Here is a 25,868-nt window from a genome sequence, read left to right as displayed (position 1 = left end):
CTGACCGGGCTGAAGGACAAGAAGCTCACCCAGCTCCGGCGCGACAAGATCGGCTTCATCTTCCAGGCGTTCAACCTCCTCCCGACGCTCACCGCGCTGGAGAACATCACCCTCCCCATGGACATCGCCGGCCGTAAGCCGGACCGCGCCTGGCTGGACCGGGTCGTGGAGACCGTCGGCCTCTCCGGCCGGCTCAAGCACCGCCCCAGCCAGCTCTCCGGCGGCCAGCAGCAGCGCGTGGCGGTGGCCCGCGCCCTGGCCTCCCGGCCCGAGATCATCTTCGCCGACGAGCCCACCGGCAACCTCGACTCCCGCTCCGGCGCCGAGGTCCTGGGCTTCCTGCGCAACTCCGTACGCGAGCTGGGCCAGACGGTCGTGATGGTGACCCACGACCCGGTCGCGGCGTCCTACGCGGACCGCGTGATATTCCTCGCCGACGGCCGCATCGTCGACGACATGCCCGACCCCAGCGCCGACATGGTGCTGGAGCGCATGAAGGGCTTCGACGCCAAGGGCCGCGTCAGCTGACCGGCAGCAGCCACCTCTCCCACCCCGGACCACTCCTCCAGGACTGACCCACCCATGTTCCGTACCGCCTTGCGCAATGTGCTCGCGCACAAGGCCCGGCTGCTGATGACCGTGCTCGCCGTCATGCTCGGCGTGGCCTTCGTCTCCGGCACCCTGGTCTTCACCTCCACCATCTCCGAAGCCCTCCAGGGCACCGCCCGCAAGGGCTTCGACAACGTCGACGTGGCCATCCAGCGCGGCAACTCCGGCGGCGCCCCCGGCGCCCGCTCCGCGCTCGACCAGAAGCTGCTGGAGACGGCCGCCCACCTGCCCGGCGCCGCCTCCGCCACCGGCACCGTCAACGGCTTCACCGCCGTCGCCGACAAGCACGGCACGATGATCGGCAACGGCTTCTCGACCCTCGGCGGCAACTACTTCCCCGGCCCCGACGGCACGGACGCCCGCTACCCGCTGCGCAGCGGCTCCGCCCCCAAGGGCCCGCACGAGTTCGCGCTGGACGCCCGCACCGCCGACCACGGCGGCTACAAGGTCGGCGACGTCGTCCGGATATCCGTCGACGGCCCGGTCCGCGAGCAGAAGCTGACCGGCATCTTCACCACCGACGACGCCCGGGTCGGCTCCGGCGGCAGCCTCGCGCTGTTCGACACCGCCACCGCCCAGAAGCTGTTCGCGGCCCCCGGCCAGTTCCACGAGATCGACATCAAGGCCGCCCCGGGCACCTCCCAGGCGGCGCTGAAGGACGCGGTGGAGAAGGCGCTGCCCAAGGGCGCCGAGGCCACCACCGGGCGTCAACTCGCCGATGAGCAGGCCGAGATGATCGCCAAGAGCATGGACGGAGTGAAGTCCGGCCTGCTCGGCTTCGCCGGCGTCGCGCTCTTCGTCGGCATCTTCATCATCACCAACACCTTCACCATGCTGGTCGCCCAGCGCACCAAGGAGTTGGCGCTGCTGCGCGCGGTCGGCGCCAGCCGCCGCCAGATCACCCGCTCGGTGCTGATCGAGGCGTTCGTGGTCGGCGCGGTGGCCGCGGTGACGGGCCTGCTGGCCGGTATCGGCATCGGCGCCGCACTGCGCTCGCTGATGAACACCACCGGCGCGAAGGTGCCCGACGGCCCGCTGGTGGTCTCCCCCAGCACGATCCTGATCGCCCTGGCCGTCGGCATCGTCGTCACGGTCCTGGCCGCCTGGCTGCCCGGCCGCCGGGCCGCGAAGATCCCGCCGGTCGCCGCGATGAACGCGGTGCACGCCACCTCCTCCACCAAGTCCCTGGTGGTCCGCAACACCATCGGCGCGCTCTTCGCGGGCGCGGGCACGGCCGCGATCCTGGTCGCCACCGGGATGGACGACGGCAAGACCACCATGAGCGCCGGTGCGGCGCTGCTGCTGATCGGCGTGTTCGTGCTGACACCGCTGCTGTCCCGCCCGCTGATCGCGCTGGCCTCCCCGGTGCTGCGGCTCTTCGGGATCTCCGGCGTCCTCGCCCGGCAGAACGCGGTCCGCAACCCCCGCCGGACGGCCGCCACCGCCTCCGCGCTGATGATCGGGCTGACCCTGATCACCGGCCTGACGGTGATCGCCGGCAGTGTGCAGCAGGGCATCGACAAGATGGCCACCGCCTCGCTGAAGGCCGACTACATGGTCTCCATGGCGACGCCCACGCCGCTCTCCCCGGACGTGGCGAAGAAGCTCGCGACCGCGGACGGGGTCACCGCTTCCAGCCCGCTGCGCGACGCCCCGGCCCGTATCGGCACCGACACCACGTACCTCACCGGCGTCAACGGCAAGGACCTCGGCCGGCTCACCAAGCTCGACTTCACCGAGGGCGCCCTCGGCACGCTCGGCGGCGACCGGGCCGTCGTGGACGACACCCTCGCCAAGAAGTACGGCTGGCACACCGGCTCCCGCGTCCCGGTGACCTTCGAGGACGGCGCGAAGACCACGCTGACCATCGGCGGTGTCTACCAGGGCAACCAGGTGATCCGCGGCCTCCTGCTGGACAACACCACGCTCGCCCCGCACCAGAAGCACCCCCGCGACATGAGCGTGCTGGTCAAGACCGCGCACGGCGCCTCCCCCGAGGCCAAGGACGCCCTGGTCAAGGCGCTCGGCCAGAACCCGGCCATCACCGTCGCGGACAAGAAGGACGTCTCCGACAACATCGCCCAGACCTTCACCCTGATGCTGAACATGGTCTACGGCCTGCTGGCGATGGCGGTGATCGTCGCGGTGCTCGGCGTCATCAACACCCTGGCGATGTCGGTCTTCGAGCGCTCCCAGGAGATCGGCATGCTGCGCGCCATCGGCCTGGACCGCCGCGGCATCAAGCGGATGGTGCGGCTGGAGTCGCTGGTGATCTCGCTCTTCGGCGGGGTGCTGGGCATCGGCCTGGGCGTGTTCCTCGGCTGGGCGGGCGGTGAGCTGATCAGCGGCTCGCTGCAAACCTACGAGCTGGTGATGCCGTGGGGTCGGATGGCCGTCTTCCTCGCGGTGTCCGCGCTGGTGGGCGTCCTGGCGGCGCTGTGGCCGGCCCGCCGGGCGGCGAAGCTCAACATGCTCCAGGCCATCAAGGCGGAGTAGCCGGCCCGTCGCACGGGCCGCCGTGAGGCGGACCCGGACGACCGAAGGGCCCCGGCCCCGCGCCCTGCGCGCGGGACCGGGGCCCTCTGCCGTACGCCCGGCGTCCCAGAGCGTGCCCAGCAGGCCGGTGTCGAAAGAGCCCATGGTGAGCCCACGGTGCAGGCCCGCGTCCCCTCACCGGCCGCCGGGCGCCGGCCCGTTCAGCCCCGCCAGTCGCGGGACCGCAGCGGCAGCCCGGAGGCGCCGGAGTCCGGCGTGCGTACCGCCAGCACCTGGTTGACCCCTATCCGGTTGCGCTCGAAGGACAGCGCCGAGGCGGCCATGTAGAGCCGCCAGACCCGGGCCCGCCCCGGGGACGTCAGCCGCACCGCCTCCCGCCAGTGGGCCTCCAGATTGGCCACCCACTGCCGCAGCGTCAGCGCGTAGTGCTCCCGGATCACCTCCACGTCCCGCACCTCGAAGCCGGCCGCCTCCAACTGCCCGACGGTCCGCCCCACCGGGGCCAGTTCGCCGTCGGGGAAGACATAGCGGTCGATGAACTCGTCGACGCGGTACGCCTCCTCGTCCGCCAGCGGCCGCCGCGCGATCTGGTGGTTGAGCAGCCGCCCGCCGGGCTTCAGCAGCCCGTAGAGCAGGCCCGCGTACTCCGCGTACCGGGCCCGGCCGACGTGCTCGGCCATCCCGATCGAGGAGATCGCGTCGAACGGCCCGTCGCTGAGCTCGCGGTAGTCCTGCACCCGGATCTCGATCCGGTCGGTGAGCCCGGCGTCCGCGACCCGCTTGCGGGCGTAGGCGGCCTGCTCCTCGGAGAGCGTGATGCCGACCGCCCGGACGCCGTACTCGCGGGCCGCGTGCAGCACCATCGAGCCCCATCCGCAGCCGACGTCCAGCAGCCGCTGCCCCTCCGCGAGACCGAGCTTGCGGCAGATCAGGTCGAGCTTGTCGCGCTGGGCGTCCTCCAGGGTGGTGGCGCCGTCCGGCGCGGTCCCCCAGTAGGCGCACGAGTAGACCATGGACGGGCCGAGCACCAGCGCGTAGAAGTCGTTGCCGACGTCGTAGTGGTGACTGATCGCCTGCCGGTCGCGGAGCAGGGAGTGCAGCGCCCCGCGGCGCGGACGGGCCTCCTCGGCGGGCGGCGCGGGCGGGAGGGGGAGGCCGGTCAGGGACAGCAGTTCCCTGGCGGCGGTGCGGATCTCGGGACGGGCCAGGGCGCGCAGCACGGCGGCGCGCGGCTGCTTCGGTGCGGCGCTGTCGCGCTCCCAGATCAGCCCGGCCAGCAGGTCCAGCGCCGTGTAGAGGTCCCCGTCGACGTCGATGTCGCCGGCCACCCAGGCCCGGGCCAGGCCCAACTCGCTTGGTTTGAACAGCAGTCGGCGCAGCGCGCGGCGGTTGCGGATGACCAGCACGGGGGCGCCCGGCGGGCCCGACTCACTCGCGTCCCAGGCACGGATCCGCACCGGGAGCGGGGCCCCCAGCACCTCCTCGGCAAGCTTGGTGAGCCGTCCAGCGGCACCGGCCATGTCGCACACCTCCGGTCATGACGAGTCGGGCGAGGAAGTTTCACCCACCACGTAAACGCCAAGTAGGCGCCCGGTTAGTCCCGTTCGCCTGCCAGAGAACAACACGCCGTTCAGATTCGGCCACACCCGAGCACGCCGAAGGGCGCCCGCCCCACGGATGGCGGACGCCCTTCGGGCTGGTCGGAGTAGCCCGACCGATGGTTCAGGAAGCCTTGGCCTTCGGCTTGTCCCCATCGGCCGCGGCGGCCGGAGCGGGGGCCGGCTTGGCGGCCTCGTAGAACTCCTCGCGGGGGTTCTCCATGGCGCCGAGCGAGACGACCTCGCGCTTGAGGAAGGTGGCCAGCGTCCAGTCGGCGAAGACCCGGATCTTGCGGTTGAACGTCGGCATCGCCATGCCGTGGTACGCGCGGTGCATGTACCAGGCGAGACGGCCCTTGAGCTTGATCTTCATCTTGCCGACGACGATCATCGCGACGCCCTTGTGCAGGCCGAGGCCCGCCACCGCGCCCTTGTTGGCGTGGCTGTACTCCTTCTGCGGGAAGCCCCGCATACCGGAGACCACGTTGTCGCCGAGGACCTTGGCCTGCCGCAGCGCGTGCTGCGCGTTCGGCGGGCACCAGGCGTTCTCGTTGCCGTTCTTGCGGCCGACCATGTCCGGGACCTGGGCGTTGTCGCCCGCGGCCCAGATGTAGTCGGTGCCCTGCACCTGGAGGGTGGCGGCGGTGTCGATGTGGCCGCGCGGGCCCAGCGGCAGACCGAAGCGGGACAGCGCCGGGTTCGGCTTGACGCCGGCGGTCCACACGATGGTGTTGGAGAGCACCTCCAGGCCGTTGTCGAGCATGACGTGGCCGTCGACGCAGGACTTCATGCCGGTCTTGAGGTAGACCTCGACGCCGCGGGACTCCAGGTGCTCCTTGCCGTAGGCGCCGAGCTTGGGGCCGACCTCGGGGAGGATCTTGTCGGCGACGTCGACGAGGAGGAAGCGCATGTCCTCGCGCTTGACGTTCTTGTAGTACTTCGCAGCGTCGCGGGCCATGTCCTCGACCTCGCCGACGGTCTCCGCACCGGCGAAGCCACCGCCGATGAAGACGAAGGTCAGCGCCTTGCGGCGGACCTCCTCGTCGGTCGTGGAGTCGGCCTTGTCCAGCTGCTCCAGGACGTGGTTGCGCAGGCCGATGGCCTCCTCGATGCCCTTCATGCCGATGCCGTTCTCGGCCAGGCCGGGGATCGGGAAGGTACGGGAGACCGCGCCCATCGCGACGACCAGGTAGTCGAAGGGCAGCTCGTACGCATCGCCCACGATCGGGGCGATGGTGGCAACCTTGCGGTCCTGGTCGATGGTGGTCACCCGGCCGGTGAGGACCTCCGCCTTGGGCAGCACGCGCCGCAGCGGGACCACAACGTGGCGGGGGGAGATGCTGCCGGCCGCAGCTTCAGGGAGGAAGGGCTGGTACGTCATGTACGAGCGCGGGTCGACGACCGTGACGGTCGCCTCGCCGTACCGCATCTTCTTCAGGATGCGGCGCGCCGCGTACAGGCCAACGTACCCACCGCCTACAACGAGGATCCTGGGACGCTCCGTGGTGCTCATGCAATCGAGTATCCACCCCCACATGGGGGGTCGCTCGTGAGCCCCTTCACAAGAATCACCAAGGCGTCTGCTACACTCCGCCGCCTTCGTGACGGACGCCATAGCGCGTTTAGGGAACCACGGTATAACGCGACACGTTGGATACCCCTGTTGATCAGGGCTTGTCCCCCTGCGGGGGCCTGTCTTGGGCCCTTCGCGCGCACTCGCGTAACATGACGGCCACTCGCCGGTGACCCCGCGATTCCCGGGCAGATCAGTCCTAGGACCTTCGCATGAGGGTCGGATGGCCCTTGAGTTCGCTCGCGAGGCGGGTTTTTCATGTGAAGGATTTCACGAACTTTTTTTCCGGCGCCCCCTCCCGGAGGCCCTTACACCCCCCTGGAAGCCGCCGCGGACGGCACCCCGCCCCCTCAAGAGCCGCACTGCGGGCGGGGGTTGCGGCGCCGCCCGCGGCGGTGCGCACCGACGACGGTCAGGCGATGCTCCAGGCGATGCCGTCCAGGATGTCGTGCTCGCTGACGACGACCTCCTGCGCGCCGACGCGCTCCATGACCGACAGCAGCACGAGGGCGCCGGCGGCGATGACGTCGACCCGGCCGGGGTGCAGGACGGGGATCGCCGCGCGCTCGGCGTGGGTGGAGGCGAGCAGGCGCTCGGTGACCTCGCGGACCGCGGCCAGGGAGATCCGGGAGTGGTGGATGGCCGCGGAGTCGTACTGCTCCAGGCCGAGCGCGATGGCGGCGACGGTGGTCACCGAACCGGCCAGCCCGACCAGGGTGGCGGCCTCGGTCAGCGGGACGACCTCCTCGGCCCGGTCCAACGCCGCGGTGACGTCCGCCTTTATGGCGGCGATCCGGTCCGCGGTGGGCGGGTCGATGATCTCCTGGCCGTGGTGGAGGTGGCGCTCGGTCATCCGGACGCAGCCGACGTCGACGGAGCGGGCCGCGCGGACGGAGCTGCGATGCGCGGCGTCTCCGGGGAGGGCGGTGGCGGGCGACGGGTGGGCCTCGCCGAGCACGAACTCCGTCGAGCCGCCGCCGATGTCCACGACGAGGCAGGGGAGTTCGATGTGCGGGTGGCCGGTGAGCTCCTTGGTGGCGCCGGTGAAGGAGAACTCCGCCTCCTGGTCGCCGGAGATCACCTCCGGCTCGACGCCCAGGATGTCCACGACGCCGCGGACGAAGTCCGCGCGGTTCTCCGCGTCCCGGGAGGCGGAGGTCGCCACGAAGCGGATCCGCTCCGCGCCCAGGCTCTTGATCACCGCGGCGTACTCCCGGCAGGCCGCGAAGGTGCGCTCCAGCGCCTCCGGCGCCAACCGGCCGGTGCGGTCCACGCCCTGACCGAGCCGGACGATCTGCATCCGGCGGTCCAGGTCCTTGAGTTCACCGGTCTCCGGGTCCAGGTCGGCGACCAGCAGCCGGATGGAGTTGGTACCGCAGTCGATGGCGGCGACCCGCGTCATGTGGCGTCTCCTTCGGCGCTCGGGGTGCCTTCGGTCTCGGAGGTGTACGCCGGGGCGTCGGCGGCGGCCTCCGCGCACGGGGTCACGCAGGGGCCCTTGCGCCACCACTCGGGGAGCATCGCCAGCGCCTCGTCGCCGAGCGGGTTGACGCCCGGGCCGGCGGCCAGCGAGTGGCCGACGAGCACGTGCAGGCACTTGACCCGGTCGGGCATGCCGCCCGCGCTCGGGAAGCCCTGGAGCACCTCGATGGCGTCCCGGCGCCGGATGTAGTCCTCGTGGGCCGCGCGGTAGGCGGCGGCCAGCTCCGGGTCGTTCGCCAGCCGCTCGGTCATCTCCTTCATCACGCCGTCGGCCTCCAGCGTGCCGATCGCGGACGCGGCGCGCGGGCAGGTCAGGTAGTAGAGCGTGGGGAAGGGCGTGCCGTCCTCCAGGCGCGGTGCGGTCTCGACCACGTCCGGCTGCCCGCAGGGGCAGCGGTGCGCGATGGCGCGCAGGCCGCGCGGCGGGCGGCCGAGCTGGTCCTTGAAGGCGGCGATGTCCGCGGCGGTGGGCTCGGTGGGCTCGGTCTGGGGCGGGGGCGTGTCCATGTGCGCTTTCGGTGAGGGCCGGTGGTGGGTGCGGGACGGCGCCGGCGTACCGGCGGGGCCGCCCGTACAGTCTCGCCGGTGCCCGGCGGTGCGGGCTACCGCCCCGCGGCGGCGTGGTCGGCGCGGTCCACGTCGTCCCAGAGCTTGTCGTACCAGGGGAGCTCGGCCGCCTCGACGCCCTTGGGGGCCGCGCGGGCGCCGGAGCCGTCCTGGACGAGGTAGCCGGTCTCGTCCGGCATGACGAAGTGCAGATGCCGGCGGGCCTGTTGGCGGACGTACGCCGGGTCCTGCCAGCGGGCCTTCTCGTCGCGCAGGCGGTCCAGCGCGGCGGCGGCGTCCTGCGCCTTGCGGCGCTGGTCGGCGATGGTCGAGCGCTGGGAGATGTACTGCCGCATCGGGTACGCGAGGGCGACCACCAGCGCGCACACCACCAGCGCCAGCAGGGCGGCGCGGCCGGTGAGGCGGTTGCGGCGGGGGCGCCGCTTGACGCGGTGGACGCGGGCGGCCGCCTGCTCGCCGAGCGCCTTGAGCCGGGTCGCGGTGGAGAACCGGTCCGCGGGCACGTCGCCTCCCCTTCAGCTTCCGTCCTTCACACGCGTCACGGCGGTCGTCATGACGTACGTCCCCGGCAACGGTACGGGACCGAACGCCGGGGACGTGCGTGCTGCACCGCGGCCGTGCTCCGTGATCACCTCAAGCGGAGCACGGCCGGGGTGCCGGTGCGGTGGGGCCTACCGGCCGACGGGGGCGTCAGCCCTTGAAGCGCGGGAAGGCGCTGCGGCCCGCGTACACCGCGGCGTCGTCGAGGATCTCCTCGATGCGCAGCAGCTGGTTGTACTTGGCGACGCGCTCGGAGCGGGCCGGGGCGCCGGTCTTGATCTGGCCGCAGTTGGTGGCGACGGCGAGGTCGGCGATGGTGACGTCCTCGGTCTCACCGGAGCGGTGCGACATCATGCACTTGAAGCCGTTGCGCTGGGCCAGCTCGACGGCGTCCAGGGTCTCGGTCAGCGAACCGATCTGGTTGACCTTCACCAGCAGGGCGTTGGCGGAGCCCTCCTCGATGCCGCGGGCCAGGCGCTCGGGGTTGGTGACGAACAGGTCGTCGCCGACCAGCTGGACCTTGGAGCCGAGCTTGTCGGTGATGACCTTCCAGCCGGCCCAGTCGTCCTCGAACAGCGGGTCCTCGATGGAGACCAGCGGGTAGGCCGCCACCAGCTCCTCGTAGTACTCCGTCATCTCGGCGGCGGAGCGCTCCTCGCCCTCGAAGACGTACTTGCCTTCCTTGTAGAACTCGGAGGCGGCGACGTCCAGGGCGAGCGCGACGTCCTGGCCGGGGGCGTAGCCGGCCTGCTTGATGGCCTCCAGGATGAGGTCCAGGGCCTCGCGGTTGGAGCCGAGGTTGGGGGCGAAGCCGCCCTCGTCGCCGAGGCCGGTGGACAGGCCGCGCTCCTTGAGGACCTTCTTGAGGGTGTGGTAGACCTCCGCGCCCCAGCGCAGCGCCTCGGAGAAGGACTCCGCGCCGATCGGCGCGATCATGAACTCCTGGATGTCCACGTTGGAGTCGGCGTGCGAGCCGCCGTTGAGGATGTTCATCATCGGCACGGGCAGGACGTGCGCGTTCGGGCCGCCGAGGTAGCGGAACAGCGGCAGGTCGCTGGCCTCGGAGGCGGCGTGCGCGACGGCCAGGGAGACGCCGAGGATGGCGTTGGCGCCCAGGGAGCCCTTGTTGTCGGTGGCGTCCAGGTCGAACATCGCCTGGTCGATCAGCCGCTGCTCGGTCGCGTCGTAGCCGACCAGCTCCGGGCCGATCTGCTCGATGACGGCCAGGACGGCCTTCTCCACGCCCTTGCCGAGGTAGCGGTTGGGGTCGCCGTCCCGGAGCTCGACGGCCTCGAAGGCGCCGGTCGAGGCACCGGACGGAACGGCGGCACGGCCGGTGCTGCCGTCGTCGAGGCCGACCTCGACCTCGACCGTGGGATTACCTCGCGAGTCGAGAATTTCGCGGGCTACGACGACGTCGATGGACGGCACGTTGTCTCCTTCGGAGGTGTCTGGAGTTCTCGGCATGAGCCTAACGGCCTTGGACGGATCCGCTCGCCCGTGGCCCGCTCCACGGGTCCAAAAAACCCGGCAAGCAGCCCGAAATCCCAGTTCACGGGAGGTTTCCGCGCAGTGTTCGCTATGCGGGGAACGCCGTGGCGGGGCGGCACGCAAGAAGCCCCGCCACGGCGCGCTCGGGGGTACGCGCCGGGGCGGGGCAGCTCTTGCGGGTCAGGCTCAGATGCTGAGGTGCTGGCCCGGGAAGATCAGGTTGGGGTTGCCGCCGATGACGGACTTGTTGGCGGCGTAGAGCGCCTTCCAGTGGGTGCCGTGCGCCTTGGCGATCTTGGCGAGGGTGTCGCCCGACTTCACGGTGTAGGTGGCACCGGAGCGGTGCGAGTCCTGCGGGGCGGCCGGGCGGGACTGCTCGCGGACCGGGGCGGACTTCTTGGTGGTGCCCTGGGTCTGCTTGCGGACCTCGGCGCCCTGGGTCTGCTTGCGGAGCTCGGTGCCCTGGCTCTTCTTGACGGTGGCGCCGGAGGTGTCGACGTTGGCGGCCGGGCCACCGGCGGTCAGGTTGCCGGCGCCGGCGCAGCCCCAGGCACCCGGGCCCTGCATGGCGAGGAGCTTCTCGGCCACGGCGATCTGCTGGGCCTTGGTGGCCAGGTCGGCGCGGGCCGCGTACTGGGTACCGCCGGCGGCGGCCCAGCTGGAGTTCGAGAACTGCAGGCCACCGTAGTAGCCGTTACCGGTGTTGATCGACCAGTTGCCGCCGGACTCGCACTGGGCGACCTTGTCCCAGGTGGCGACGGAGGCGGCGGAAGCGGAGGTGGCGCCCATCAGCGGGACGGCGACGGCGGCGCCGGCGACACCGGCCAGGGTGGCGACGCGGACGGCCTTGGAGCTGCGGCGGTGCTTGCCCTTGTTGATCAGCATCGTGCGTTCGTTTCCTCACCGACGCCTACGAGGTGAGCTGTCGGGTTCGGGCCGTGTGAGCTGCCCGGCCGCGTGCACTGCTGCGCACGCGGCTTCACCCCAAGCCGGCTGACCCGCTTTCGCGGGCGGGGCCGGCACTTACCTTGGGTCCCCCGCTCCTGCCTTCGGCGCTTGCGCGTCGTCGACTCCGACCGCCGGCAGGACTCGGCGTGCGATCGAAGGGCCCGCTTTGGCGAGCGGTCCTGACCGTAAGCAAAAGCCCCTTGGTGTTCAAACCCCATCTTCTGAACCCAGTTGACCGTTTTTGATCACCGGGGAGGTTATTTCCGCAGGTAGGCACTGGTATGGAAACGGGGGACGGAGTTTCCCCCATCCCCCGCAACGAGAGCCATATCTCACTTTTACGAAACGCCCCGAACCTGCGGTAACTACCCCTGCGTCCGGCCGAGATCGAGCAACTGACCAGGCAGGATGAGGTCCGCGTCGGCGCCGACGACATCCCGGTTGCGGTCGTAGAGCGCGGGCCAGCCGCCGGGCAGGTCGTGGTGCTCGGCGATGGCTGACAGGTTGTCACCGGGGCGCACGCGGTAGTCGCCGGTGCCCGCCGGGGGCGTGCGGTGCGCGTCCCCGCCGCGGGAGGGGTGCCGGCCGCCGTCGCCGTCCCGGCCGCCGTCGGCACCCGTGCCGTCCTCCGGCGCACCGCGGTGCCTGCCGGCGGCGGGCGGCGTGGACGCCGGGCCCGACGGGTGGGCGGACGGGGTCCCGGAGGGCGCCCCGTGGGACGGCGTGGCCGGCCGGCCGGACGACGAGGGGGACGGGTCGGCGGACGAGGGCCCGGAGGGGGACGCGGAGTCCGCGGGGGCCGGGGTCGCCGAGGGCGCGTCCGGGGCGTCGACGCCGGTGTCGGCGTCCGCGTCGGAGCCGGAGCCGCTGCCGGGCAGGGTGGGCGTGTCCATGCCCGGGCCCGCCTGGCCCGGCTCTCCCGCCGTGCCGGAGGGGTCGCCGGCGGCCGGGGCGTCGTCCGCCGGGTCGTCGTGCGCGGGGTGGCTCGGCGACGGGCGCGGGTCGGGCCGGCTGGTGCTGCCCGGGTCCACGCCGGGCTTGCTGCCGCCCTTGGCCAGTCCGGCCTCCAGCGCGCAGCTGGGGAACGCGTCGGGGCCGCGGTCGTCGAGGATCGCCTGGGCCACGGCTATCTGCTGGGCGCGGCTGGCGAGGTCGGGGCGGGAGGCGTAGGCGGAGCCGCCGTAGTCGTCCCACATCTCCTGGGTGAGCTGGAGGCCGCCGTAGAAGCCGTTGCCGCTGGCGGAGCTCCACATGCCCCCGCTCTCGCACTGGGCGACGCGGTCCCACGTCGTGGTGTCGGCGGCCTGGGCGCCGCCCGCACTGAGCAACGGCAGGGCCAGGCCCGCGCCGGTCACTCCGACCGTGACAAAGATGGCCGGTGCTTGTCGGGGGCGACGGTGCCGGCCGTTCCCGGAACGCATGCGGTTGCCTTTCGCGCGGCGATTGGAGGTGCCGATCGGGGTCGGAGGGTTCGCCGTACGGCAGCCCCCGGCCGACCCGATCGCCGCTGGAAAGGTAACCGGGGTCACGCGCTGTCACAAGCCGGTGTAGCGCTTATCACGCATTGGTCACGCAGCTGACGTTCCGTCAACTATGGGCCCGTCCCTGGTCAGGACGGTTCGGGCGTGAACTCCACGGGAAGTGTGCGCAATCCGCGCATGATGAGCCCGCCGCGCCAGCGCAATTCGTCCGGTTCCGCCGCAAGTTGGAGATCCGGCAGCCGCGTCAGCAACGTCGCGAGCGCGGTCTGGCCTTCGAGGCGGGCCAGCGGTGCGCCGAGGCAGTAGTGGATGCCGTGCCCGTATCCCAGATGCGGATTGTCACGCCGCGTGAGATCGAGCACGTCCGGCTCGGTGAACCGGGCCGGGTCGCGGTCGGCGGCGGCCAGCACCACCAGCACCGGGTCCCCCTCGGCTATCCGCGCGCCGCCCAGCGTCAGTTCCTCGGTCGCGTACCGCCAGGTCGCCAGCTCCACCGGCCCGTCGTAGCGCAGCAGTTCCTCGATGCCGTTGGTGAGCAGGTCGGTGTCGCCGGCCGCGAGCGACTTCTGGAGCAGCTCCCGCTGGGCGGGGTTGCGGAGCAGCGCGTAGATGCCGTTGCCGATCAGGTTGACCGTCGTCTCGAAGCCGGCGAACAGCAGCACGAAGCACATGGCGGCGGCCTCGTTCTCCGTGAGGTGCTCACCGTGGTCGGAGGCCCGGATCAGCCCCGAGATCAGGTCGTCGCCGAGGTCGGCCCGCTTGCGGTGGATCAGCTCGGCCAGATACGCCCGCATCTTCTTCACGGAACGGGCGACGCCGCCGCGCGGCCCCCCGCCGTGCCGGATCATCATGCCCGCCCAGTCGCGGAAGTCGTCCTGGTCCTCGGCCGGGACGCCGAGCAGATCGCAGATCGCGTAGATCGGCAGCGGGAAGGCGAACTCATGGATGAGGTCGGCGCTCCCCCGCTGGGCGCCGTGCTGTCTTTCGACCATGGCGTCGATCAGCCGGTCGGTCAACTCCTGTATGCGCGGCGCGAACGCGGCGACCCGGCGCGGGGTGAACGCCTTGGAGACCAGGCGCCGCAGCCGGGTGTGGTCCGGCGGGTCGATGTTCAGGAGGTGCGTCATGAGGTTGGCGCTGCGCTCACCCGGAATGCCCGTCTTGCCCTTGCCGTGGGCGGCCGCGGAGTGGTGCGCCGGGTTCTTCGACAGCCGGGCGTCGGCGAGCGCCTGCCGGGCGTCCGGATACCGCGTGACCAGCCACGCCTCGACGCCACTGGGCAGCCGCGTCCGGTGCACCGGCGCGTGCTCGCGCAGCCAGGCGTACGCCGGGTACGGATCGGCGGCGAACTGCCAGGAGAAGAGGGCCGGGGTCGGGCCGGCCGCGGCCACGGGGCAACCGGCGGGGGCGGCGGATTCCGGGTGGGCGTCGGGGCCGGTCTCCGGACGGGCGTCGGGGCCGGCTTCCGGGCGGGCGTCGGACATGTGCTGCACACCTCGACCGTAACCGGTGTCGCACCCGCCCCACGCGGCCCGGCCCCTCACCCCACCTCCACGCCCAGCCCCGCCAGGAACGCCGCCGCGGCCGGCGACGACCCCAGCCCGCTCCACACCACCCGCTCGGTCCGCTCCGGCGCCGGCCGCACCCGCACCGTCCGCAGCCCGGCCAGCCGGCGCGCGGACGCCTCCGGCACCATGCCGATGCCGAGCCCCGCCCGCACCAGCTCCGCCAGCAGCTCCACCGTCGTCACCTCGAAGGCCACCTCCGCCGAGAGCCCCGCCGCCCGGAACGCCTCGTCCCGCTGGCGGCGGGCCGCCGAGCCGGCCGCGAAGTCCACGAAGGTCTCCCGGGCCACCCGCGCCAGCGTCGTCCACTCCCGCCCGGCCAGCGGATGCTCCGGCGGCACCACCGCGACCAGCTCCCCGCGCGCCAGCACCTTCTCCCGCACCCCGACCGTGCGCGCCCCCGGCACCAGCCCGACGAACGCCACGTCCAGCGTCCCCTCCCGCACGTGCGCCAGCAGCGCCTCGCTCATCTCCATCCGGAGGCTGACCCGCACCTCGGGATACCGGACGTGGAACGCCCCCAGCTCACGGGCGAGGTCGACGGCGCTGACGGTGGAGATCGCCCCCACCGCCAGCCGCCCGCGCACCGTCCCGCTCGCCGCCGCCACCTCCGCCCGCGCCCGCTCGGCCGCCTGGAGCGTCTGCCGGGCGACCGGAAGGAAGGCCTCCCCCGCGGCGGTCAGCCGGACGCTGCGGCTGGTCCGGTCAAAAAGCCGGGCCCCCAACTCCTTCTCCAGCCGGGCGATCTGGTGGCTCAGCCCGGACTGCACCACCTGGCAGCGCTCCGCGGCCCGGGTGAACCCTCCGGTCTCGGCGACCGCGACGACATAGCGCATCTGCTGGAGCTCCATGCGCGCGATCGTAGGCGGACGACCGCCCCTGTCCGTCCATCTCGTATCGCGATCGATGCGATGAAAACTATGCGTTGGACCGATGGGCGGTCCGGGCCCGACCCTTGACCCCATGAGAACCACCACGCCGCCGCGAGAAGAGGCCGGACCGACCGGACCGGGAACGGACCCGGGAACGGGCCCCGGAGGGGACACCGCCCCCGGAGCGGAGGCGGCAACGCCCCGACTGGGCCGCGGCACCCTCCTGCTGATGTCCGTCGCCACCGGCCTCGCGGTCGCCGGCAACTACTTCGCCCAGCCCCTCCTCGACGTCATAGGCCGCGACCTCCACCTGTCCACCGGCGCCGCCGCCCTCGTCGTCACCGTCGCCCAGACCGGCTACGGCCTCGGCCTGCTGCTCCTCGTCCCCCTCGGCGACCTCATCGAGCGCCGCCGCCTCGCGGTCGTCCTCTGCGCCCTGACCGCCGCCTTCCTGACCCTGACGGCGAGCGCCCCGAACGGCGCGCTGCTGCTCGCCGGCACCGCCCTGACCGGCCTGACCTCCGTGGCCGCCCAGGTCGTCCTGCCGTTCGCCGCGACGCTGTCCGCACCCGCCGAACGCGGCCGGACGGTCGGCACCGTCATGACCGGTCTGCTGCTGGGCATCCTGCTGGCCCGCACGGCCGCTGGTCTGCTGGCCGAACTCGGCGGCTGGCGCACGGTCTACTGGGTCAACGCCGCCCTGATGCTGCTGATGGCGGTGCTGCTCCGGCTCCGCCTGCCCACCCTCCGCACCCACGTCGGGCTGCGCTATCCCGCCCTGCTGCGCTCGACGTTGACCCTGTTCGTACGGGAACCGGTGCTGCGCTGGCGGGCGGCGCTGGGCGCCCTGACCTTCGCGGGCTTCAGCGTCCTGTGGACGGCCCTGGTGTTCCTGCTGTCGGGCCCCGCGTACGGCTGGCAGGAGTCGGCGATCGGGCTGATGGGGCTGGTCGGCGCGGCCGGTTCGCTCGCCGCCTCGACGGCCGGACGGCTGGCGGACCGGGGCCTGGCGCACCGCGTCACCGGCATCGCCGCGTTCCTGCTGCTGGGCTCCTGGGGCCTGCTGGCGATCGGCGGCGCGGGCGGCACCTGGTCGCTGGCGGCGCTGCTGGCCGGCGTGATCATCCTGGACCTCGCCGCCCAGGCCGTGCACGTCAGCAACCAGAACCTCGTCTACGGCGTCCGCCCCGAGGCCCGCAACCGCCTCAACTCCGCCTACATGACCAGCTACTTCACCGGCGGCGCGGCCGGCTCGGCCCTGACGTCGATGGTCTGGGGCCTGGCCGGCTGGGGCGGCGTCTGCGCCCTGGGAGCGGGGCTGGCGGGGGCCGTGGTGGTGGTGTGGGCAGCGGAGTGGGCGCGCAGGACGCGGGCCACGCGGACACCCGGCCTCTCCGGCCCGCTGACCTGAGCGCCCTGCGCGCCCCTTTCCCTTCCTCTTCGCAGTACGGCCCCTCTTCGCAGTACGGCGGCGTCTCTCCTAGTCCAGCGGCATACCGGCGACGACGGACTTCCCGCACGGGAGCCGCGGCACCACCGCCCAGGCAGCCGATACGGCGTCCACGAGGACCAACCCCCGGCCGCCGCAACCGGTGTCCGGGCCGGACTCCCTGACGACCGGGCGGCCGTCCCCGGGGTCGGACACCGCCAGCCAGTAGTATCCGTCGGCGGGCCAGAGGAACAGCTCGACGAGGTGGTCGTCCTCCTCACCGTGGAGCGCCCCGTACCGCACGGCATTGGTGACCAGTTCCGAGGTCAACAGGACGAGGTCGTCGGCCAGTTGCGGGGCGCATGCGGCGGGCAGCGCCGCGGCCACGGCCCACCGGGCGCGGCGTACGGACTCGGCGGTCGCGGGGAACGTCCAACGCGCGGGAACGGCGGGCACGCAGAGCTTGTCCAGGTTCGACGCATGCGGCGCGGACGGTGGCAGGAACGGAATGACGGGCATGGCGGAACCCCTCACTGACGTCGGGTAGTTGAGCGTGCGCAGGAGGCACGCGGTAGGTACGCGCTCCGGCCGCGCCGGTGGCCTGCCTCCCTGGACGCGGGCGCACCCACCCCAGGGCAGGCGGGCACGCTCGCGCGGTGCGCTTCCGGCGGTTGCGGTGTGTTGCTGGCGCAATACTGAACGTAGGGGGTCGGTGGTAAAATTGCCACACGTCTCGGCGTTTTGACCACGGATTGGTGAACCCACCCTCCTGGCACCAGACTTGAGCGACCTTGCTTGGAGGGAATGGCATGCCGCCCAGGACGATCCCCACCGAACGACAGAAGCGCTTGGGAAGCGAGCTGAGGAGACTCCGCACGTCAGCGGGCATGTCCGCGGAACACGCTGCCGGCCTGCTGGGCGTGGACCGCGGCAAGATCTCCAATATGGAGTGCGGCGTGCGCGGCATCAGCGCCGAGCGCCTGCGTACGCTCGCGTGCAACTGCGGCTGCACTGACGAGAAGTACATCGAGGCGCTGGTCGCGATGGCGCAGCCTGGCGGCGACAGCTGGTGGGAGCGCTACCGGGGCAGCCTGCCGCAAGGACTCCTCGACATCGCCGAGTTGGAGGACCAGGCCGTACGCATGCGCGTGGCCAACACCGTGCACATCCCGGGGCTGCTTCAGACGCCGGATCATGCGCTGTCCGTGTTCCGGGTCGTCGTACCGTCCCTGCCCGAGCACGAGATTGCGCTACGGCTCGCGCATCGCGCCGAGCGCCAACAGGTGATCACGCGCGAGGACCCGGCGTCCTACGTGGCGTTCATCCATGAGGCAGCCCTCAGGATGGAGTTCGGTGGCCGCAAGGTTGTACGCGACCAGCTTGAGCATCTGCTGGCCATGTCGGAGCGGCAGAACGTCGTTCTCCTCGTCATTCCTTTCGTGCAAGGAGCCTTCCCAGGCGCCGGCCAGAACGCCATGTACGCCGAAGGGCCGGTTCCGCAGCTCGACACGGTCCAAGTGGACAGCTCACACGGCCCCGAGTTCCTCTACGCCGACGGGCAGTTGGCGAAATATCGGGCCCAGCTCGACTGGTTGGAACGGTTGACCTTGTCGCCGGAGCAGTCCCGTGACTTCATTCGCGAGATCGCGCACCACCTCTGAGGAGAAGACCATGACATCCGAGATCACCTGGGAAGAACCGTTCTGCGGCGAGGGCAACTCCTGCTTCCGCCTTGGTTCGGATACCGACGGCAACGGCTACATCGCCGTCAGCGGCAACGAAGACCACTACCTCACCGACTCCATAGAAGCCCTACGCTCGCTCGTCCGGGACATCAAAGCGGGCAAGGCGGATCACTTGCTCTGATCGCCGGACTCGCCCGGCTCCGGGGCCCGGGCCTCCCCGAGGGCACTCCTGGCCCCGGGGTGCCCCAGGGCCGCCGCCTTGCGGTACCAGGCCGTGGCCTCGGCCTCGTCGCCGCACTTCTTGTACAGCTCGGCGAGGCGGAACGCGCCATAGGCGTCGCCGTCCTTGTAGCCCTTGAGGTACCAGGTACGGGCCTCGTCGGGGCGGTCGTCCTCTTCGAGAAGTACCCCGGGGTTGGCTGCGTCCAGGCCTTCACCTCGCTCGGCATAGTCCTGGAAGTACTCCATTGCGTCTTCCATAGTGTGGTCAGGCACAGGGCGGAGGAAATCGGCGGCACACTCGTTGCCCAGGGCGGCCGCACGGCGCATCCAGACCTCGGCGGTCTTGTTCTCGCGCAACAGCAAGTGAACGATCCCCATGCCCCTTGCGACGGGCTCGTACCGGGCTTCGGCGGCGTCCAGATAGACGTAGTGGGCACCGTAGACGTCACCCTGACCGAGCAACAGATCCCCGAGCAGGTGCATGGCCTCCGCGCTCCCGCGCTCCGCTCCGGCTGTGAACCAGTGCTCAGCTCGGTCCCGCAGCAACTTCCCCAGCAGCGTGGCGGCTTCCGCGTCCCCGGCCTCCGCCGCAGCCTCAAGGAACGACTCGGCGGCCTTCTCCTCGCCCCGCTCGGCGAGCATCCGGCCGAGCCGGCCCGCCGACTGCGGCTCCCCGGCCTCGGCCGCTCTAAGGAACCAGCGTTCGGCTTCTTCCCCCTCTCCCAGCGAATCGGCGAGCAGGCCGAGGTTGTGCAGGGCCGAGGTGTCCCCGGCGTCGGCGGCACGCTGGAAGGCAACCCTCGCCCTTGCCGCGATCTCGGCGTAGTCGTAGTCCTCGTCCGACCGGGCCACCTCCAGAGCGCAGCCCCATACCGGGCCGAGGACGTCTGGCAATTCCTGGACTGGGGAAGACGTCTCAACGTAAAAAGGCGCGGCCTGCCAAGTGTCTTCCGTGACGCGGAAGAGGAGCGGCAGCAGGCCGTGACGCCGTTCGGTCGCCCAGGCGAGGGCGTCCTCGGCCAGCTCCCGCTCCATGCCGGTCACGTCCGCGTACCCCTCGTGGACCTTGAGGAGGAGGTCCATGGGGAGCGGGCCAGTGAGACCGCAGCGGGCGAAGTCCCAAGCGGCTCGGACCAGGGCGTGGCCGCGCGGGTGGCGATCAGCGCGACGGGCGCGCCACCACTCGTCCCAGAGGAGGGCGCCAAGGGCGAGGTATGCAGCGACGCCCTCCGACCCACTGGACGAGACGGCGCCTATCAGGCGCGGATCTCCGGTGCGTGCGGCCTCCCTCGCCAACCGCTCCCGCTCTGCCGGGCTCCACTCTCGGGCCAGTTCGACGATACGGGCCAAGTCGAGGACCCGGCCGCTGGGCTGGGCACGGCAAGCGTCGTAGGCGTCCTCACTCATTGTGGCGACCACGACGACCTGGAGGGCCGTCAACTGGGCGAGCAGACGCGGTTCCAGTCCGCCATCGCCGAGGTGCTCGTCGAGGTCATCGAGCCAGATGAGGCAACGCTCCGGGCGGCCTTGCAGCAGGGCAGGCAGGCCGCGCAGGTCCGTGCCGCGGGGTGGCGCGAACACCCTGCGGCCGGCTGGGCCTCTGGCCATCGCCTCCAATGCCGTGCGCGACTTTCCGGTGAACGGCTCGCCGAGCAGCAGCACCAGCCCGCCATGTGCACTCGCCTGCCCCAGCGCCGCATCAAGGTCGTGATCGCGGTCGCGGAGGACGTAGGGAGGGAGGGGCGGGCCGGGGACACGGTGAGTGGGCCGGACGCCGAAGGCGATCGGGTCCATGTCCTCGACTGTGGGCCAGCTTTGGGGGTCCGGGAGAGCTCCAGGGGCGGGGTTCGTATGAAAGGCGAGGGCGCTGATGGTTTCCGCCTGGACCACGGGGCCGTGGGTGGTGCCGCCGGACACGATGTTGCGCACGGCGGGAGATCCAGCGGGGCCGTGGAGATCGACGGAGGCGGGCAAGGGCAACTCGTCCACAAGGGAGCGGAGTTCAGCGGCTACCTGGGGAGCGCGGGCCAGTAGCTCCCTGAGGCGCTCCTGCCACCAACGCTCGGCCTCCTGAGGCGCCGAAGGCGGGGACCCGAGACGCAGCTGGCCGCTCCATGACTTTGCCCCCTTCGCGCCAGCCGTCGCCAGAACCGCAGCCGCTCTCGTCACCAACTCCTCGTCCACCCAGGCCCCTCCCCCTCAACTCCCGTTCCCCCAACGGTACTTAAGCGCCTCTCCTCTCGACTGCCACTACGGCATCCCGATAGGCGCGGGCCGCTGCCCGGAGCGCGGCCTCCGGGTCGGCGCCCTCGGATTCGGCGCGTATGGCGAGGGCCAGCAGCTCGTAGCCGATGCCGGAGCCCGACGGCAGGGGCACCTCCAGGCCCGCCGTGCGGACGCGGGAGGCGAGCTTGGCCGCCAGGGCGAGGCCGGGCTGGGCGAGGGGGACGCCCTCGGTGACGGACTCGCGCCGCTTCTCCTCGGCCTTGGTGCGGAGCCAGTGGGCCTTGACGTCCTCGGGGGTCTGAGCGGTCTCCTCGCCGAAGACGTGCGGGTGGCGGTGGAGCAGCTTCTCGACGAGGGTGCCGGCCACGTCGTCGATGGAGAACGGCTCGTCGGCGTCGTCCTGGGCGATGCGGGCGTGGAAGACGACCTGGAGGAGGACGTCGCCGAGCTCCTCGCGCAGCGCCTCGCGGTCGCCCTCCTCGATGGCCTCGACCAGCTCGTACGCCTCCTCGATGCCGTACTTGGCCAGGTCGAGATGGGTGCGGATGCTGCTCCAGGGGCATTCGGCGCGGATCTGGTCCATGACCTGGACGACGTCGAGGAGGCGGGCGCCGGGGAGGTCGTAGGAGCCGGGCAGCAGCTCCAGGTCGGGCATGGTCTCGCGGCCGGAGCCGGCCAGCCGGGCCAGGCCGTCGGTCAGCGCGCTCTCGCCGTCGGCGGAGGTGAGGACGACGGCGGTGCGGTCGCCGGGGACGACGTCGTCGACCAGCTCGCGGGCGGTGGGGGCGGCGGTCTCCACCGCGACGCCGGCCTCGCGGAGGTAGGGCAGCTGCGGGTGGTCCGGATCGGCGCACAGCACGCGGTCGGCGGTCCGCAGGGTCTGCCAGGCGGGCCAGGACAGCAGGCCGGGGGCGACCCGGTGGCTGGTCGTGAGCAGGATCAGGCGGCCGGTGCCGGGGCCCTGGGGGCGGGGCGCGGCGGCGGGGGTGGCGTCGGCGGCGTCAGCGTTCACGTAAACGAACGTAACGCACGCCGCTGACAGTGGGCAGACGGGCTGCTCACGGGCCGTTCCGGTGCCCGGGGACGTGTCCGCCCCGGGCACCGGAACGCCGGCCCTAGACCCGTTCCTGCTGCGGCGCGGACGGGGTGATCCACGGGTCCTTGGTCTCGCCGAGGATCACCTGCTGGTCGTCCCACTTGCCGAAGCGCGGGTTGACGTCCACGCCCAGGGAGCGGGAGGTCTTGGCCAGTGCCTGGACGAGCGCGCGCTGGCCCGCGGGGGTGGCGCGGTCGGCGTGCAGGTGGTCGGCGAGGCCGTTGAGGAGGAGCTGGTTGCGGACGACCGCGTCGACGCGGTCGAGGGCGATGCCCTGTTGGAGCCACATCGCCTTCAACCGGGCGGCGCCGCCGGCCCGTTCCTCGGCCGTCGCCCGGCCCTTCTGGAGGTCGGCGCGGGTGACCGTGACCCCGGCGTCCGCGGCGCTGCGGGCCAGCACCTCGTCGAAGATCATGCCGTTGAGGGTGGACAGGCTGAGCCGACCGGTGTTGGTGATCAGTTGCTTGCCGTCGGGGGACGCGGCCTGGGCGGCGCGGACGTCCTTGACCCGGGACTGGAGCTGGGCGACGGTGATCCGCTTACCGTCCACGATGGCGGCGGCGCCGGGGTGGGCGTCGGTGCCGCAGGCGGTGAGCAACGGGGTCGCGGCCAGTAGAGCGGCGGCGGCGGAAACGGAGAGCGCTGTCCTTCGGCGGAACACATGGCCTCCCGGCGGATGCAGATCGTGCAAAAACGGACTGAATACGACCGACCTAGTTACGACCTTGAGTGATCGATGCTAGGGAGTCGGCGTGGCGCAGGCCACTGCTTCGGCCAACGAGCCACCTCGGGGTCGGTTCCTGCGGGCGGGCGCCGCCTCACCCCCGCCGCCCCCTGCCGCCCCCTGCCGTCCCCGCCTCCGGGCCGACCGGGCCGGCCCCGGCCCGGACCGCGGTGGGCGCGGTTCCGGTTCCGGGGCCGCAGGAGACCGCTGAGGACCGGTCGGGGCCGAGGTGCGGCGCTACTTCGCCGTGAAGCGGGCCGGCGCCTCCGTCGGCGTCCCGCCGCTCGGAAGTGCCTGGCTCGGGCAGGAGTTGAGGACCTTCGCCATCGCGTCCTTCTCCGCCGGGGTCACCCACAGCTCGTACTTCTTCTTCACCGCCACCTGGCGCGCGACGTACGTGCAGCGGTAACCGGCGTACGGGGGCAGCCAGTCCGCCGCGTCCCCGTCGCTCTTGCGGCGGTTGGCGGACGCCTCCACCGCGATCAGGTTCAGCGGGTCGTTCGCCAGCGCCACCCGCTTACGGCCCGCCCATCCCCGCGCACCCGTCTGCCAGGCGTCGGAAAGCGCCACCACATGGTCGATGTCGATCGTGCTGCGGCCACGTTCGTACTGCAACGCCTTACCGGTGTACGGGTCCTTGGGCAGCTTCCCAGAGACCACCACGCACTTCTTCGCGTCCCGGTAGGCGGTGCCCTTCAGGTCGCGCTTGAGGATGTCGTCGCGGGTGCCGCAGCCGTTGCCGTCGGTGTCCGCCCAGGCCGAGCCGAAGCGGTTGCGGGCGTATCCGGTCTTCGTCCCCGCGCGCTTGACGGTCAGTGAGTCCAGCGTGTGCAGGGCGCTGCCCGGCGCCCCCTGCGGCCCGTCGCCGCCGGCGGGAACGGACGGGCCGGGCCGGGCGTCCGAGTGACCACCAGCGGGGCCCGTGCAGCCGGTGACGGCCATCAGTGCGGCCAGGGCGGCGGCCGCCGCCACGCGCGGGGCGAGGGTCGAGCGGCGCGCGGTGGCGAAGTAACGGGCGGGGCGAGAGGTGGGCGCGGTGCGTATCACGGTGGGCATCCAATCCAGGAGCGTGGCAACAGCGTTGCGGGACAAGCGGCAAGGAGAAGGGCCGGCCGGCGGACGCCGGACCGACCCAAACCCCGGTTCGTATATCTTTTCGGAAAATCGAGAGTGAGGAAGCCCATGGACACGGCCGCAGCGACTGCGGCGGACGGCCGCGTCGGGCCCTCCCCGCACGCCACCGCACCGCCCCCGGCGACGCCCGCACCCACCGCCCCGGGGGCGCCGACGCGGCTCGCCGCGCTCCGCGCCCCGCGCCTCGACCCGTACTGGACCGCCGGGTTCTTCTTCCTCGCGTACGCCGTGCTCTCGTACTGGCGTTACCGCACGATGGCCACGATCTCCTGGGACCTGGGCATCTTCGAGCAGGCCGTGCGCGGCTACGCCCACCTGCGGGCACCGATCGTCGACCTCAAGGGCCCCGGCACCAACATCCTCGGCGACCACTTCAGTCCCGTCCTGGTGCTGCTCGCCCCCTTCTACCGGCTCCTGCCCTCCCCACTGACCCTGCTCACCGCGCAGGCCGCGCTGTTCGCGCTCTCCGCGATACCCGTCACCCGCGCCGCCGCCCGCCACCTGGGCCGCCGGCGCGGGCTCGCCCTCGGCCTCGCCTACGGCCTGTCCTGGGGCGTCCAGCGGGCCGTCGACTTCGACTTCCACGAAATAGCCTTCGCGGTACCGCTGCTGGCCTTCGCCCTCGACGCGGCCCTGCGCGGACGCTGGAACACCGCCGTGTGCTGGGCCGCCCCCCTGGTGCTGGTCAAGGAGGACCTGGGCGTCACCGCCGCCGCCATCGGCGCGCTCGCGCTGATCCGCACCCGCCGCGCCGCGCCCCTCCCGCTGGCCTTCGTCGCCTTCGGCCTCACCGCCACCGCCGTGACCCTCGGCCTGGTCATCCCGGCCTTCAACGGCTCCGGCTCGTACGACTACTGGAACAAGATCGGCGGCCAAGGCGGCGCCGCCATCCCCCTCGATGTCGCCCTGCGCACCCTGCTGTGGACCCTGCTGCCCACCACCGGGCTGCTCGCCCTGCGCTCCCCCCTCCTTCTCGTCGCCGTACCGACCCTCGGCTGGCGCTTTCTCTCCCACGACCCGCACTACTGGGGCACCGACTGGCACTACAGCGCCGTCCTGATGCCCATCGCCTTCCTCGCCCTGGTCGACGCCCTGCCGCGCGCGCTGGCCTCCCCACGCCCCTGGCTGCGCTCCTACGCCCACCACCTGCCCGTCGCCGTCCTGGCCGCCGCACTCGCGCTGACCACCACGCTGCCGCTGGCCCGGCTGACCGAGTCCGACACCTACCGCACCCCGCCGTCGGTGCCCGCCGCCGAACGCCTGCTGCACCGGATCCCCGACGGCGCGACGGTGGAATCCGACATCCGCCCGCTCAGCCGCCTCACCGGCCGCACCCGCGTCTACTGGACCGGCGACACGGGCGGGTTGGCGCCCGACTACGTCACGGTCCAACTCCGCGACGACCACACCCCCGCCGACGCCCTGGCCAACGCCACCGCCCGCCATCCGAAGTCCAGCTACGTCGTGCTGGGCACGGCCGACGGGATCGTGGTGCTGCACCGCACCTCGGCTCGCTGAGGGGCGGCCGGCAGCCCGGACCGGCGCCCGCGAAAATCCGCGCGCGGGGCGTACCCGGCCTCCTAGGGTGACCCGATGGCCACCGACGTGATCGTCCTCAACGGCGGCTCCAGCGCCGGTGTTTCCACCCTCGCCCGGGCCCTCCAGGACACCCTCCCCCGCCCCTGGCTCACCTTCGGCGTGGACGACTTCGTCGCGTCCCTGCCGCCCTCCCTGGCCGACGCACCGGACGGCCTGACGGTGGGCCCCGACGGCGAGGTCACCGTCGGCCCCGCCTTCCGCCGCCTGGAATCCGCCTGGTGCCAGGGCATCGCGGCCATCGCCCGCACCGGCACCGGCGTCATCCTCGACGAGGTCTTCCTGGGCGGCGCCGACGGCCAGGCACGCTGGGCCGCCGCGCTGGACGGGCTCAACGTCCTCTGGGTCGGCGTCCGGTGCGCCCCCGACATCGCCGCCGCCCGCGAACGGGCCCGCGGCGACCGCGTCGTCGGCATGGCCGCGGCCCAGGCCGAGCTGGTGCATCGCGGCATGCGGTACGACCTGACGGTCGATACGGGGCGGGTGGGGCTGGGGGTGTGTGCGGAGCAGGTGGCGGCGGCCGTTGTGGGCTGA

General features: G+C 72.1%; 22 protein-coding genes and 1 riboswitch. Of the genes, 7 read left to right on the top strand and 15 right to left on the bottom strand.

Annotated features, from left to right (window positions below):
* Positions 1-528: ABC transporter ATP-binding protein (locus ACIQE0_RS14235; RefSeq protein ID WP_402331534.1), on the top strand; the 528-nt coding region annotated here is incomplete at its 5' end.
* A 54-nt stretch (positions 529-582) separates the two neighbouring features.
* Positions 583-3,105: an ABC transporter permease gene (locus ACIQE0_RS14230; RefSeq protein WP_402331531.1), complete on the top strand. Its 2,523-nt coding sequence runs from the start codon at positions 583-585 to the stop codon at positions 3,103-3,105.
* A 200-nt stretch (positions 3,106-3,305) separates the two neighbouring features.
* On the opposite strand, the gene ACIQE0_RS14225 is transcribed toward ACIQE0_RS14230, so the two are convergent.
* The 10 genes from ACIQE0_RS14225 to ACIQE0_RS14180 form a co-directional block, all read right to left on the bottom strand.
* The gene (locus tag ACIQE0_RS14225; RefSeq protein WP_402331528.1) at positions 3,306-4,625 is read right to left on the bottom strand and encodes a class I SAM-dependent methyltransferase; all 1,320 of its coding nucleotides are present in this window, start codon (positions 4,623-4,625) and stop codon (positions 3,306-3,308) included.
* Between the two features lie 202 nt (positions 4,626-4,827).
* A complete protein-coding gene (locus ACIQE0_RS14220; RefSeq protein WP_366339760.1) occupies positions 4,828-6,216 on the bottom strand; it encodes an NAD(P)/FAD-dependent oxidoreductase in 1,389 nt (462 codons plus the stop codon).
* A gap of 472 nt (positions 6,217-6,688) precedes the next feature.
* Positions 6,689-7,678, bottom strand: a complete 990-nt coding sequence (locus ACIQE0_RS14215; protein WP_402331525.1) for an exopolyphosphatase — start codon at positions 7,676-7,678, stop codon at positions 6,689-6,691.
* Positions 7,675-8,265, bottom strand: a complete 591-nt coding sequence (locus ACIQE0_RS14210; protein ID WP_366339764.1) for a DUF501 domain-containing protein — start codon at positions 8,263-8,265, stop codon at positions 7,675-7,677. The genes ACIQE0_RS14215 and ACIQE0_RS14210 overlap by 4 nt, the downstream gene beginning before the upstream one ends.
* A gap of 95 nt (positions 8,266-8,360) precedes the next feature.
* A complete protein-coding gene (locus ACIQE0_RS14205) occupies positions 8,361-8,828 on the bottom strand; it encodes a septum formation initiator family protein (RefSeq protein WP_366339766.1) in 468 nt (155 codons plus the stop codon).
* Between the two features lie 187 nt (positions 8,829-9,015).
* On the bottom strand, positions 9,016-10,332 hold the full coding sequence (gene eno, locus ACIQE0_RS14200; RefSeq protein ID WP_366339768.1) for a phosphopyruvate hydratase: 1,317 nt from the start codon (positions 10,330-10,332) through the stop codon (positions 9,016-9,018).
* 210 nt (positions 10,333-10,542) lie between these two features.
* Complete coding sequence (locus ACIQE0_RS14195; RefSeq protein ID WP_402331520.1) at positions 10,543-11,241, bottom strand: transglycosylase family protein; 699 nt, start codon at positions 11,239-11,241, stop codon at positions 10,543-10,545.
* Between the two features lie 7 nt (positions 11,242-11,248).
* Positions 11,249-11,421: riboswitch (cyclic di-AMP (ydaO/yuaA leader) on the bottom strand.
* A 248-nt stretch (positions 11,422-11,669) separates the two neighbouring features.
* Entirely contained in the window at positions 11,670-12,659 is a 990-nt protein-coding gene (locus ACIQE0_RS14190; protein ID WP_402331517.1) for a transglycosylase family protein, read from the bottom strand.
* Positions 12,660-12,913: 254 nt separating this feature from the next.
* Positions 12,914-14,269, bottom strand: a complete 1,356-nt coding sequence (locus ACIQE0_RS14185; RefSeq protein ID WP_402331587.1) for a cytochrome P450 — start codon at positions 14,267-14,269, stop codon at positions 12,914-12,916.
* Between the two features lie 56 nt (positions 14,270-14,325).
* The gene (locus tag ACIQE0_RS14180; protein ID WP_402331514.1) at positions 14,326-15,201 is read right to left on the bottom strand and encodes a LysR family transcriptional regulator; all 876 of its coding nucleotides are present in this window, start codon (positions 15,199-15,201) and stop codon (positions 14,326-14,328) included.
* 112 nt (positions 15,202-15,313) lie between these two features.
* On the opposite strand from ACIQE0_RS14180, the gene ACIQE0_RS14175 reads away from it, so the two are divergent.
* Positions 15,314-16,633: an MFS transporter gene (locus ACIQE0_RS14175; RefSeq protein WP_402331511.1), complete on the top strand. Its 1,320-nt coding sequence runs from the start codon at positions 15,314-15,316 to the stop codon at positions 16,631-16,633.
* A 69-nt stretch (positions 16,634-16,702) separates the two neighbouring features.
* Here the strand turns inward: ACIQE0_RS14175 and ACIQE0_RS14170 are convergent, their stop codons facing one another.
* On the bottom strand, positions 16,703-17,170 hold the full coding sequence (locus ACIQE0_RS14170; RefSeq protein ID WP_402331508.1) for an ATP-binding protein: 468 nt from the start codon (positions 17,168-17,170) through the stop codon (positions 16,703-16,705).
* 290 nt (positions 17,171-17,460) lie between these two features.
* On the opposite strand from ACIQE0_RS14170, the gene ACIQE0_RS14165 reads away from it, so the two are divergent.
* Complete coding sequence (locus tag ACIQE0_RS14165) at positions 17,461-18,312, top strand: helix-turn-helix domain-containing protein (protein ID WP_402331505.1); 852 nt, start codon at positions 17,461-17,463, stop codon at positions 18,310-18,312.
* A 10-nt stretch (positions 18,313-18,322) separates the two neighbouring features.
* Positions 18,323-18,517, top strand: a complete 195-nt coding sequence (locus ACIQE0_RS14160; protein WP_402331502.1) for a hypothetical protein — start codon at positions 18,323-18,325, stop codon at positions 18,515-18,517.
* Here the strand turns inward: ACIQE0_RS14160 and ACIQE0_RS14155 are convergent.
* From ACIQE0_RS14155 to ACIQE0_RS14140, 4 genes are all read right to left on the bottom strand, one after another.
* A complete protein-coding gene (locus ACIQE0_RS14155) occupies positions 18,505-20,352 on the bottom strand; it encodes a tetratricopeptide repeat protein (RefSeq protein WP_402331499.1) in 1,848 nt (615 codons plus the stop codon). The two genes, ACIQE0_RS14160 and ACIQE0_RS14155, sit on opposite strands and share 13 nt — an antisense overlap.
* Positions 20,353-20,782: 430 nt before the next feature.
* On the bottom strand, positions 20,783-21,796 hold the full coding sequence (locus ACIQE0_RS14150) for a nucleoside triphosphate pyrophosphohydrolase (protein ID WP_366339785.1): 1,014 nt from the start codon (positions 21,794-21,796) through the stop codon (positions 20,783-20,785).
* Positions 21,797-21,899: 103 nt separating this feature from the next.
* Positions 21,900-22,541 (bottom strand): SurA N-terminal domain-containing protein, encoded by a 642-nt coding sequence (locus tag ACIQE0_RS14145; protein WP_402331496.1) that lies wholly within the window; start codon positions 22,539-22,541, stop codon positions 21,900-21,902.
* Positions 22,542-22,841: 300 nt separating this feature from the next.
* Positions 22,842-23,546, bottom strand: a complete 705-nt coding sequence (locus ACIQE0_RS14140) for an HNH endonuclease family protein (protein WP_402331584.1) — start codon at positions 23,544-23,546, stop codon at positions 22,842-22,844.
* Positions 23,547-23,786: 240 nt separating this feature from the next.
* Between ACIQE0_RS14140 and ACIQE0_RS14135 the strand changes: the two genes are divergently transcribed.
* Both ACIQE0_RS14135 and ACIQE0_RS14130 read left to right on the top strand, forming a co-directional pair.
* Positions 23,787-25,256, top strand: coding sequence for a DUF2079 domain-containing protein (locus ACIQE0_RS14135; RefSeq protein ID WP_402331493.1), 1,470 nt, complete (start codon positions 23,787-23,789; stop codon positions 25,254-25,256).
* A 75-nt stretch (positions 25,257-25,331) separates the two neighbouring features.
* Entirely contained in the window at positions 25,332-25,868 is a 537-nt protein-coding gene (locus ACIQE0_RS14130; protein WP_402331490.1) for a chloramphenicol phosphotransferase CPT family protein, read from the top strand.

The sequence above is a fragment of the Streptomyces sp. NPDC093097 genome (genome assembly GCF_044754325.1).
GTDB lineage: Bacteria > Actinomycetota > Actinomycetes > Streptomycetales > Streptomycetaceae > Streptomyces.
Note: the sequence above shows the minus strand (reverse complement) of the source record. Positions and strands in the feature narration are given on the sequence as shown.